Annotated in this window: 14 protein-coding genes; 1 reads left to right on the top strand and 13 read right to left on the bottom strand. The window is 54.1% G+C overall.

What is annotated here, in order from left to right:
* Positions 1-45: 45 nt before the first annotated feature.
* The 13 genes from FEF65_RS11045 to FEF65_RS10985 all read right to left on the bottom strand — a co-directional run bounded on the left by FEF65_RS11045 (position 46) and on the right by FEF65_RS10985 (position 10771).
* A complete protein-coding gene (locus FEF65_RS11045) occupies positions 46-243 on the bottom strand; it encodes a YgaP family membrane protein (protein WP_138239880.1) in 198 nt (65 codons plus the stop codon).
* Positions 244-259: 16 nt separating this feature from the next.
* On the bottom strand, positions 260-463 hold the full coding sequence (locus FEF65_RS11040) for a YgaP family membrane protein (protein WP_138239879.1): 204 nt from the start codon (positions 461-463) through the stop codon (positions 260-262).
* 99 nt (positions 464-562) lie between these two features.
* Positions 563-892: a rhodanese-like domain-containing protein gene (locus FEF65_RS11035; RefSeq protein WP_138239878.1), complete on the bottom strand. Its 330-nt coding sequence runs from the start codon at positions 890-892 to the stop codon at positions 563-565.
* Positions 893-894: 2 nt separating this feature from the next.
* Positions 895-1299, bottom strand: coding sequence for a rhodanese-like domain-containing protein (locus FEF65_RS11030; RefSeq protein WP_202978150.1), 405 nt, complete (start codon positions 1297-1299; stop codon positions 895-897).
* A gap of 25 nt (positions 1300-1324) precedes the next feature.
* Positions 1325-1744, bottom strand: a complete 420-nt coding sequence (locus FEF65_RS11025; RefSeq protein WP_138239877.1) for a rhodanese-like domain-containing protein — start codon at positions 1742-1744, stop codon at positions 1325-1327.
* 39 nt (positions 1745-1783) lie between these two features.
* Entirely contained in the window at positions 1784-1993 is a 210-nt protein-coding gene (locus FEF65_RS11020; protein ID WP_138239876.1) for a YgaP family membrane protein, read from the bottom strand.
* A gap of 40 nt (positions 1994-2033) precedes the next feature.
* On the bottom strand, positions 2034-5315 hold the full coding sequence (locus FEF65_RS11015; RefSeq protein WP_238701361.1) for an efflux RND transporter permease subunit: 3282 nt from the start codon (positions 5313-5315) through the stop codon (positions 2034-2036).
* A 4-nt stretch (positions 5316-5319) separates the two neighbouring features.
* Positions 5320-6348, bottom strand: coding sequence for an efflux RND transporter periplasmic adaptor subunit (locus tag FEF65_RS11010; RefSeq protein ID WP_138239875.1), 1029 nt, complete (start codon positions 6346-6348; stop codon positions 5320-5322).
* Positions 6345-7694 carry a TolC family protein gene (locus FEF65_RS11005; RefSeq protein WP_238701360.1) on the bottom strand — a complete coding sequence of 450 codons (1350 nt, stop codon included), beginning with the start codon at positions 7692-7694 and terminating at the stop codon, positions 6345-6347. Before FEF65_RS11005 ends, FEF65_RS11010 begins: the two co-directional genes overlap by 4 nt.
* 59 nt (positions 7695-7753) lie before the next feature.
* On the bottom strand, positions 7754-8074 hold the full coding sequence (locus FEF65_RS11000; RefSeq protein ID WP_138239873.1) for an ArsR/SmtB family transcription factor: 321 nt from the start codon (positions 8072-8074) through the stop codon (positions 7754-7756).
* A gap of 93 nt (positions 8075-8167) precedes the next feature.
* The gene (locus FEF65_RS10995; protein WP_238701368.1) at positions 8168-9307 is read right to left on the bottom strand and encodes an iron-containing alcohol dehydrogenase; all 1140 of its coding nucleotides are present in this window, start codon (positions 9305-9307) and stop codon (positions 8168-8170) included.
* A gap of 44 nt (positions 9308-9351) precedes the next feature.
* On the bottom strand, positions 9352-9879 hold the full coding sequence (locus FEF65_RS10990) for a hypothetical protein (RefSeq protein WP_138239871.1): 528 nt from the start codon (positions 9877-9879) through the stop codon (positions 9352-9354).
* 52 nt (positions 9880-9931) lie between these two features.
* Positions 9932-10771 carry a phosphate ABC transporter substrate-binding protein gene (locus tag FEF65_RS10985; protein ID WP_138239870.1) on the bottom strand — a complete coding sequence of 280 codons (840 nt, stop codon included), beginning with the start codon at positions 10769-10771 and terminating at the stop codon, positions 9932-9934.
* Positions 10772-11164: 393 nt separating this feature from the next.
* Between FEF65_RS10985 and FEF65_RS10980 the strand changes: the two genes are divergently transcribed.
* On the top strand, positions 11165-11713 hold the full coding sequence (locus tag FEF65_RS10980) for a hypothetical protein (protein ID WP_138239869.1): 549 nt from the start codon (positions 11165-11167) through the stop codon (positions 11711-11713).
* Positions 11714-11840 lie beyond the last annotated feature (127 nt).

Below are 11840 nucleotides of genomic sequence, written 5' to 3'. Positions count from 1 at the left end.
GGGTGGCCGGCATAGCCGGCCACCCTGTAAAACTTCAATCAACTTTCAGCTACGCAAGCAACAGATTTGTGTTCTGAAACCTGCCATCGCATACATCGGACAAAACCCTGCAATCACCGTCAGCACCAACATCAGGCCGATCGCAGACCATGGCAGCAATGAACCGGCCTGAATACAGCCGACAATCATCGCCAACCCGAACCAGAGGCGGACAGAACGCTCAAGGCGACTGATGTTTCGCATGGCCCGTATCACAACTCTATTTGTCAGCGCAGGTATTAATGCCGAGAATCGGATAAAGCGGGCAAAAACGAATCAGTGCCGTTAATGCAAACACAGCACCAGCCCCCATAGCGACAAAATTCCATGGCGATGCCAGCCCTCCGACGATGCCGAAAACAACCAGGGCAACGCCTGCGACCAGCCTTAATATTCTGTCGATACCACCAACATTTGCTTTCATTATATACACCTCCTCCTGTGAAGTGAGCGTATTCTAATTTTATGATATTAAAGCTTCTGTGACATTGTCACGCAAGCCTTTTTATCTTGCGGCTATCGGTTACCGCTCGACCGGATAACCGGCCGCAATCCAGGCCATGGTACCACCGGCAACATTAATCAGGTTACGACGACCACACTGGCGGGCGAGGTAGTCAGCCGCCTGAGCCGAGCGGGCCCCTGATCGGCAAACCAGGAACACCTGCCCTGAATCCGGTATCTCATCCACCCTTGCCATCAAGGTATGCAATGCAATCAGACGAGCACCGGGAATATGACCGGAGCTGTACTCCTCAGGAGAACGAACATCAATCAGCTCGATTGCCTTCCCCTTCTCCCGGGATGCCTGCCACAGCGGATAAAGTTTGTTTACATCAATTGAGTCAACCATGCTTACTTCTCCACCGGGTATCCGGCCTGCTTCCAGGCCTCAATACCACCGACAATATTTTCAATACGGGTAAATCCATGGCTTGCCAGCAATGCCGATGCACGCGCGGATCGTTTGCCGGAATGGCAGTAAACATAGACCTGACGATTCTTCGGCACTTCGTTCATACGTCCGGCAAGCTCATCAACCGGAATCAGCATGGCACCGGCAATATGACCTTGTGCATACTCTTCCTGTGAGCGGACATCCAGAAAGAGAAACGGCATCATGCCCTCTTTCCATTGCTGCATGGCATGCTCGACAGGTACATTCTCATAACCTTCCGGTGTCTGCTCACCCATTCCGCAAGCACTGGTCATGAACGGCATCATCACAAGGGTCGCAATCGTCAACAATATACGTTTCACTCTATCCACTCCGCTGCTTGATTTATTATTTACGACCGGCCTTGACGGGAAGACCTGCCCCCCTCCAGGCACCCATGCCACCTGAAAAGTTGTATACAGGTGAGATGCCTGATTTGGCCAGCGCGGTCGCCGCCATCGCCGAACGATTACCGGATGCGCAGATCACCACCACCGGTTTGCCGGCAGGAAGCTCATCCTTGCGATTGTTAATTTCTCCCAGTGGAATATGCACGGCATTGGGCGCATGGCCGCCAGTCCACTCGCCGGACGAGCGCACATCCACCAGCGTATGAGGCTCATCGCGCATGGCAAAATATTCGGATGCGGACATGTTCTTCACACCGGACATGCGAGGTGCAATCACCCGCTGCCAGAGCATCCAGGCGATCAGTAAAGCCATAAAGATATAGACCGCATTTTGCTGCATAAATTCATTCAGTGTCATCGTGCTGCTCCTTCAGGGCCGGCATGGATAGTGAGAACATCAACCATGCTTCATACCGAGCCTGGCAAGAATCACCTCCATCAGACACCACTGGGTAAAACCTGATTGCAACAGGTTTGCGCCAACGAAGGCGGTAAACCAGAGCCAGGTTGGCTCGCCCAGTTCAACACCGTTATAACGGTAGGCAAGATAAAGGCTAAGCAGAATAAATGAGCCGGCGATAATGCGAATGGCACGCTGGATTGTCATGGTAAAACTCCTTGTAATAAAATGGTGTAAAACGATGAAACTAGATCTCCCGGGCACCGCGCCATGGCTTGTCTTTCTGCCAGAGATAATAAATCATCGGGATAATGAACAGCGTCAGTACCGTAGCCGCCAGTGTACCGAATGCCATCGACACACCCAGACCACCGAATACCGGATCAGAAATCATAATCGAGGTACCGGCAATCACAGCCAGCGCCGTCAGCAGAATCGGACGTGCACGCACCGCCCCTGCTTCCAGTACAGCCTCTTTCACATCATGGCCCTGACGGCGATAATCGAGAATAAAGTCGATCAGCAGCAGTGAGTTACGCACGACGATACCGGCCAGTGCAATCATTCCGATCATCGATGTTGCCGTAAATGGCTGACCGGTAATCAGATGACCGGGGAAAATACCGATCATGGTCAGTGCTGTCGGCGCCATCACCAGCATGGGCAGGATGAACTCACCATAGTATGCCACCATCAGCAGATAGATCAGAATCAGGCCGACGATAAATGCCGCTCCGAGATCACGGAACACATCCAGGGTCAGACGCATCTCGCCATCCCACAGCATGTGATAGCCGAATGTATCTTCCGGCTCTGTATCGGTGAAGTGCATACCACCGGTCTTCAGCTTCACACCCGGCGCAACTTCACTGCCGTCGAGATAGCCGTCCATATCCAGCAGCGGATATACCTGTGAGCCGGTAGCCGGTTCAGCCGTGACATAGACAACCGGATGCGAATCCTTGCTGAATATCGGCAGGTTGGCTTCGGCATTCTCCACGCTCGCGATGGAGGAGAGCTGAACTGCACCATTGCGACCACTGACATAAATACGACTCAGGTCATCCGCATTGGCACGCAGCGCCCGTGGCAACTGCACATGCAGCATCACAGGGTGTCTGGAGTCATCGACATGAATGGCACCGGCACCATAGCCGGCAAGGAAATCATGCAGCGCCAGCTCGACCTGTCTTGTCGCCACGCCAAGACGGGCAGCCTTCTCCTTGTCGACTACAATATTCACCTGTGTCTGGGCTTCACCAACCGAGTCATCGACATCGGTAACATCATAGGTTTGGGCGAAACGATCTTTCACCTTTGCCGCGATCGCCCGCTGGGTCGGATAGTCAGGTCCGTAAATCTCGGCCAGCAGTGTTGCCCGCACCGGTGGCCCTGGCGGATCTTCCACCAGCTTGATGCTGGCTCGCGGTGCACTTTCAATCACCGGCTGCAGCGCCTTGCGCAATTGCAGCACGATCTCGTCCGAACGAATACTGCGCTTCTGTTTATCGACCAGATTGACGCGAATCTCGGCCTGATAAGGGCTGTGCCTGAACAGGGCCGCACCACGCAGCATGCCATTAAAGTCGATCGGACCGGGCTGGCCGACATAGGCCTCATAATCGGTCACCATCGGGTGAGCACGCACAACATCGGCCACCTGTCTGGTCATCGCATCGGTCTGCTCAAGGGTTGAACCTTCCGGCATATCGATGGTGATATTAAAGGTGTTGTTATTGCCCTTGGGCAACATTTTCAGCTCGACAGTGCCTGCGGTCAGCGGGCCGTTAATGCCCTGCGGACGCGCGAACTGCCATGCCGGTTCCCACATGGCAAAGGCAAACAACAGCAGCACAACCAGCCAGAACAGACGGCGTACACCGCGCTTCTCAATCAGCGGCACAGCCATACGCATATAGGCACGATGCACCCAGTCGGTGGAGGCCTCATCCTTCTCCTCCATCGTCAGCTCGGTAATACGACATGGCAGCCAGCGCTGGGCAATCCACGGCGTGAACATATAGGCAATCACCAGCGATGCAGCCATCGCAATCGGGGCATTAAACGGGATCGGCCCCATATATGGTCCCATCATACCGGTCACAAAAGCCATCGGGATAAAGGCGAGAATGACAGCAATCGTCGCGATGATCGTGGGTTTACCGGTCTCATTGGTAGCCCGGATAATCAGGCGGGCTTTATCCTTCATGTCACGGACACCGTGATGCAGATGGCGATGAATATTCTCAATCACCACAATGGCATCATCCACAAGCAAACCGAGCGCAAGAATCAATGCGAAGAGCGTAATACGGTTGATGGTCTGATCAGCCAGCAGCCCCACGGCAAGCACAATGAACAGAATCAGCGGAATGTTCATCGTCACAATCGCCGCTTCACGCCAGCCAAGGAAAAGAAGCAGGATCACAATGACCGATGCGATAGCAATGCCAAGATGTTCGACCAGCATATTCACCGCATCATCAGCCCTCTCGCCTGAGTCGCGGGTCACGGTGACCTGGACATTATCGGGAATAAGATCGCCCTTGAGGGTATCAAGCTTGTTCAGGATACGCTCGGTCACAAATACCGCATTCGTTCCGCGCTTCTTGGCCAGTGCAATGGAAACAGCCGGCCGCTCTTCATTGCTATAACCGCTGCTGGCCGCACCGAACCCGATGCGGTGGTACTGCTCTACCTCGGCTGCACCATCGACAATCGTGGCGATATCGCGCAGATAAATCGGCTTGCCATCGGCCTGGCCGACAATCAGGCGCCCGACATCGGTGGCCGACTTGAGATATCCGTCAAGCCATACCTTGCTGACATGGTTGCCCCCCACCAGCTCACCGACGGAACCACCACTGTTCGCGGCACTGAGTACCTGATGCAGCTGATCGAGTGTAATACCGAATGCTGTCATGCGGGTCGGATCCAGATCGATACGGATCTCACGGTCACGGCCACCTACAATATCGGCAACTGAAACCCCCTCAAGCGGCACCAGTTGTTCACGCACACGTTCAGCCAGACGCTTCAGAGCCAGGCCGTCCATATCCGGCGTGGAGAGCGTAATCACTGACACGGGTACATCATCCACATCCAGCGGCTTGATCAATGGCTGAGAGGCTCCCGGAGGAATTCGGTCAAGGTTATGCATCATCCGGTCATAGAGTTTGACAAGACTCGCTTCCTTATCCTCACCCACCTTGAATGAAACGGTAACCACACCCATGGAGTCCATGGCCGCGCCATAGGTATGATCGACACCGGTCATTTCACCGAGAATCATCTCCAGCGGACGGACGATAAGGTTTTGCACCTCTTCAGGGCTTGCCCCCTGCATTTTGACAATGACATTGGCGGCAGGCACATCAATGACCGGATTTTCCTCACGCGGTGTCAGCATCAAAGCGGCAAGACCGATGACGAAAATCAGAATGCTAATAATCGGAGTCAGGCTGGTTCCCATCGCGGCAGCGCCAAGCCGGCCGGCAATGTTCAGCCCCTTGATATCATGTTGGCTCACGGGGTTACTCCGCCTTTACCAGCGCACCGCTGCGCAGGCCGCCATCCTCTCGCCAGGCAACCACGTCACCATCATTGAGACCAGCCAGAATTTCGACACCCTGGGCCAGGTGCTCTCCGCCCCTCAGCTGGCGATAGTGGGCAATTCCCTGACTATCCATCACATAGATACCGATCAGACCCGAACGCTGCACCAGTGCAGCTTCAGGCACGACAATGGCTGCACGCTCACCGACTGCAAAAGATACCTCGGCAAACATACCGGAGTAGGCACCGCTGTCGACGGCAAGTGCAATCTTCACCAGAAACTGGTGCGACAACGGATCGGCAGCCTTGACGATCTGACGGACGGTTCCATCGATTGATTTACCGAGACCGGTGACATTGACGCGCACCACATCGCCCTCGTGTATTTTGGCAATAAACTGTTCTGAAACATAGGTTTCGACCAGCAAGCTTGAAGGATCTTCAAGCACCAGCAATGGCTGTCCAGGCGTCGCCAGATCACCCCTGCTTGCATGCTTTTCTACGACAATTCCACTGACAGGAGAGCGCACCTCGGCATACTGCAGCTGGTTTTCAGCCTGTACGGCACGCGACTGAGCCACTTCATGGCGCAGGCGAACCTTGTCGAACTGCTGCTGACTGACAGCATGATCCGCAAGCAGGCTGCGATAACGATTCAGGTCTGCCGCTGCATCAGCGAGATCAGCCTTCACCTGGGCATAGGCCTGACGTGCATCAACCGGGTCGACATCAAACAACAGCTCACCACTGCTGACATGGTCTCCCTCACGCACCTTGATATTCCGGATATAGCCGGAAAGACGTGAACTGATTGATACCTTGTGATCGGCACTGACGGTACCACTGGTATGATAATGCTGCGGCAGAATCACGGCATTCAGTGTCTGTGTATGTGCAGACATCTGGACCGGCGGTATACCTGCAACCTGTTTTTGCTCATCCGAGCAGCCGGTCAACTGCACAAGTGACAGCCAACCAATGGTAAGCATGACTGCGGTCTGCCTCATTGTACGTTCCCCTTATCGTTCACATCTTCATTCATCTGACCGGCAGCAGCCATAAGGCTCTCTTCACCCAACCGCCCGGTAAACAGCATCAATTGGGCTTTTGCAACGCTGACATCGTAACCGGCACGAATAGCCTCAGCCCGCGCCATATCCGCCCGACTCTGCGCATTGAGAAGATCGGAAGTCTTTTCCAGTCCCTGCAAATGCCTGAGTTCGGTAATTCGCAGCGATTCCTCGGCCTGCTTCATCGCACGCGATTCGGTTTTACTGCGCTTTTGTGCCTCTGTCAGCTGCCTGACCGCTTCTCTAACCTCATTACCGATCTGTTGGCGCTTGTCATCAAGCTCAAGCGACAGGCGAGCGGCATCCGCCTCCTGACGGCTGACGACAGCACGATCGGAACCACCGGCAAAAATATTCATACTGACAACAGCAGAAACGGTGGCATTACCATTGCGCACTGAAGGATTGGCATTGTTCCACTCCTGCGTTGCCTGCACAGCCACATGCGGCAAAAACGAAGAGCGGGCCTTATCCACCCCTGCCCTGCTGCCCTCAAGCTGCGCCTGCAGTGCTTTCAGGTCCGGCCTGCTTTCCAGAGCTGCAGATGTCAGCGCTTCGCCGGAAAGCTGCGGCTGCTGAAATTCAGGGGCAGCAATCGGCTGCGTCAGCTGATCTGCATCCACGCCGGTCAAGCGCGCGAGCATATCACGTGCTTCGGCTACGGCATTGCGACTTTGATTCACGCGCACTTCACTCTGCAAGCGGTGCACCTCTGCATCCATCACATCCGATTCAATCAAAAGGCCGCGTTTGTGCATGGAAATCACATTATTAAGATAACGACCGGAGGCTTCGAGCGTCTTCTCGGCAGCCTGCAGCTGCGCATCCGCATTCAGCCAGGCCATATAGGTCTGAATCGTCTGGAACATCAGCTGCTGCCTCATCCAGTCGTGTTGACTGCTACTGGCAGCCACACCCTGCTCGGCCTGCCTGCGACCAGCCCACAGCGCCCCCCCCTGATACAACGGCATGGAAAGGGTCAGTCTTGGCTGATAATTATTGATGGCTGCCGGATGATTCAGGGTTGCCGGCACGAAATCGGCATTGGTCACCCGCTTCTGTAACAATCTGGAACCGAACACCGTCATGGGCGAGTTGCTGCGCATGGCAGAGTAACTGGCATCCACCCTGGGCATCAGGTAACCGTTGGCTTCATCCATACCGGCCCTGGCCATATCCACCCGGTATTGATCGGCAGCAAGAAGGCGGTTCTGCTTCAGCGCCATAGCAACACTCTGCTGCAGAGTGAGAGATTCAGCCGCCGCAGCCGATGAGAATCCCATCACACCGGACAATATTAGGACATAACGAAAAGATGATGTTTTAGACAAAAAAAAGGGACTCATTCAGGACGCCCCTTGATCGAACAGCGCTCCGGACAATAGATATGCTGCAATGCATGTACCAGATCGGCAAAGGCAGGGTTTGAAATGCTGTAATAAACCTGCTGACCGCGCTTTTCATTGCAAATCACGCCCATCATGCGCATTTTCGCAAGATGCTGGGAAAGGTTCGACTGGGCTGCGCCCGTCGCCTCCATTAATTCCTGTACACACATCGGGCCATTCAGCAGGTGGCAAAGCACCGAGAGGCGAACCTCATGGGCAATCGCACGCAACCCTTCGCTGGCAGAGGCAATCTTTTCTTGAGGGATTCTATTCATGCGCCGAAGAATATTCGATTCCACTAATATAAGCAATACGTAATGTTGAAACAGCATGCCATTCAAAGCATGACATGAGCGGCTACGCTGCTGTTACAGCCTTGTCCGGAGCAGCTCTATTGCCTGTTCGTCGGTCAGCCGAACGGGGTTGGTTTTCATACCACCACTGGCATGAGCGACAATACGGGGCAAATCGTCATCCGTGATACCGTAGGCTGACAGGCGGGGCATCGCCAGGCGCTCGCTCCATGTTGCCAGTAAAGCAAGCAAACCATCGCGCGCCTCGTCACCGGATAGCAGCGGCTGATTGAGCATCAGGCGCCCTGCCACGGCATATTTCTCGAGCGCTGCCGCACCATCGGGAACACCCTTTAGCAACATCATATTCTGACGGACTGCTGCATGCAGCAGGGTGCCGCAGACCACACCATGAGGAACAGGAAAAAACGCGCCAAGCGGTGAAGCAAGACCATGCACACTGCCAAGCCCCGCATTAGCCAGCGTCAAACCCGAGACTGATGATGCATAAAGCATTCCGGCACGGGCCGACACATCATCCCCCTGCTCCACTGCCGCTAGCAACGAGTCCCGCACACAGGCAAGCCCGCTCAGAGCCAGTGCATCCGTCATCACTGATGCTGTTGTAGAAAGGTAAGATTCAAGCAGTTGTGTCAGTGCATCCATACCGCATGCCGCAGTCACATCGGCAGGGCAAGCCAGCGTTAATTCCGGATCAAGAATGATGGTTTTAGCGACCAGCAACTCATGCCGAAAGGACTTTTTAAAGCCATGGCTACCGACCTGTGACAGGACAGCATTCATGCTCGTTTCTCCACCGGTACCTGCAGTGGTAGGCAAGGCAATCAATGGCGTCGATGGTCCGCGATAGACTTCACCCCGTCCCACACCTTCAAGGTAATCCATCACCGAGTGCCCTGTCGGCAATAAGCCGGCAATCGCCTTGGCAGCATCAACGGCACTGCCGCCACCTACCGCAACCACACAATCAGGCTGCCAGACGGAGAACTCTGCAACAGCGTCGTCCACCAACTGAGGAGAGGGTTCACCACTCACCCGGATACGCCTGAGTTCAAACTGAGCCAGCAATGAGCTCAACAGCGTCTGGCACAGGTCTGAGCGGTCAAATGAGGAACCGCCGGTCACAAGCAGCACACGCTTGCCATACGAGCGGATGACTCTGGCCAGATCCCCCCTTTTGCCAACTCCGAAGATGATCTTCGGAGTTGAAGCAAAAGAGAACGACTGAACGTTTAAAGTTATTTCTTGCTCACATTGGCATAAAATGCGATGCCGGACTTGCCATCCTCATACAGCTCCATCCACACATCGGTGCCCTTCGCTGCATCCGGCAGATCGGTCGACGGGATATGCGCCTTCAGCGTCATGGCTTCGCCATTGAAACGATCAATAATCTGGCAATCACCACTCAGGCTGTACTGCACATCTGTCGGCACCGACTTGTCAGCTGCAAAAGCAAGCTGGCAGTTGATACCCACATCACTCACCTTGTCGCCCTCACCATACTTCAACACATCCTGCTGAAGATTGATGACATCGCCATGAATCGACTTCGCACTGTGTGACAACAGCAACAGGCGAGAAGTGTCCATGGCCTTGATGAACTGACTGAAGTTACCGAACATGATCGGGTCGAATTCAGTGTTCGGCTGTGTCTTTACAAAAATCAGGAAGTTCACACTCCTGGCATCACTATCCTGCGCATATGCATTGGCTGACATCAAACCCATACCTGCCGCCAACAACACAGACATCATTTTACGCATTACCTTCTCCTTCGTGCTCATCATTTCAATTACGCCTCTGGTCTGTGTGGCATTAACGGGCCGGGACATAACCGAGCGACTTTACGACAGACTGGCACTCGGAACCCTGCATATAACTGACGAAATCTTTCACCTCTCCGGTTGGCTCACCCTTGGTCATGATCAACAGCGGACGCGAAAGCTTGTAGCTGCCGGAGGCCACATTCGCCTCAGTCGGCTCCACACCATCCAGAGTCAACAGGCGGACAGAACCTCCGCCCTGCACGTACTCGGCAGCAACACCCACAGAAGCAAAAGCAATCGCATTGACATCATGCGCTACTTTTTGGAGGGCAACATCCTGTGAAAATGCCACCCAGGCCTTACCCTTATCGAAGGTCAGCGTGCCATCCGCTTCGTTGCCTTCCAGATGAAAGTGCTCGGAAAAGAGCTCGTAGGTACCATGTACCTTACCCAGCGAGATCAGTGAAACCGCTCCATCTCCGCCACCGACGGCTTTCCAGTTATTCACTTCACCCTTATAGAGCTGTTCAACCTGTGCTGAAGTAATCGAGGTAAGCGGATTTTCAGCATTCACCACAATCGCGACGCCATCCGTACCAAGCCTGAATGTCTTCATATCAGGGAAAGCCTTGAGCTCCTTATCCTTGATTTCACGTGAGGCGCGGCCGATATCGACCTTACCCTTTCCTACTGTTTTCACACCCTTGCTGGAACCACCACCGGCAATAATCACCTGTGTATCAGCATGACTCTTTTTATACGCAACTGCACATGCCTTCATCGCTGGCTGGACCGTCGTCGAGCCAGCCGAAGTAATCACGCCCGCATGGGCGTATGATGATGCCCACAGGAATGCAGCCGTACCTGCAAACAAACTCAGCCTGCTCATGAATTTCTCTCCGGTATTTCTGAAAGTATGGTCTTGATAGCCTCTAAGGGCCGACCACCACGAAACCTGCCTGCTTAAATGATAAATGCAAACAGCGCATGTACGCCCCCTGCCAGGATTGCAGAGCATTGCCGAACCCGCCCCTCTTCACTATCGTTATCAATAAATGGATGTATTTCAAATCATTGCACCGCATAAAGGACAATCGACATGAACCATGATACAAGTGAACCATCTCGCGAACGCGCTCCTGACTCAGGCCAGCCCCCCCCGCACAGCAGCACTCCCGGCAACCACAGGCAATCATCCCAACCTTTGCGTCACCCTCCCCGGCACCCACAGCGCCCCCGCAGTCGCTGGGCCCATCACCGCAAACGACTTTTACGCACGACGATGATCATCCTCGTCCTGGCTCTGACCATGTCATCATGGGCCATCTATCGATCGTTTGAGCTGGCCATTGAAAGTCAGCACGGCTATTTATGGAAGGATGAGCTGGCCCGTGGCAACTATCTGGAGGCATTCACACACTTCATTGGCCTGACCAATGATGCAATGTCTCAGGTCATCAATAATGAAATGTCGCTGGAGCGGGTAAGCCGCGACATCAAAAGTACACTCCCCTACCTGAAAAAAGCCGGCTACACCCTGACCGAAGTCGACGTCGAACTGGGCATCCCCCCAAGGGTCTTTGTCCATTTTCACCATCATGGCTCAGGACATGTTGATGTGGATCAGGCCCTTGCCGCCATGGATCATAATCTGATCGGTAAGGCATTGATTCTGGCTATCGCTGAAGCCGGCAACCTGCAGGAAAAGGTGGAGGATTCCGATATGCCATTCAACCATGTAGAAGTGGAGCTCGCCCCTATTCCCAGCGTCAAGGTTGAGTATATCAGCCCGAGCAAGCTGCACCCGTGGGGCAAGGAGAGTGATCACTAGGGAGATGCTGATTTATTGCCCTCCTGGCAAAAATCAGTTCGCAAAGACAAAAGTGTGGTTTTGTCTTTGCTTACAAATCAGGCACTTTCGCGTCTGATTTGGCGAGCCGTCCATGGCTCGCGCGGAA

Origin of the sequence: Mariprofundus erugo (genome assembly GCF_005818865.1) — a bacterium.
GTDB classification, from domain to species: domain Bacteria; phylum Pseudomonadota; class Zetaproteobacteria; order Mariprofundales; family Mariprofundaceae; genus Mariprofundus; species Mariprofundus erugo.
This window is presented reverse-complemented; position numbering and strand designations above follow the sequence as displayed.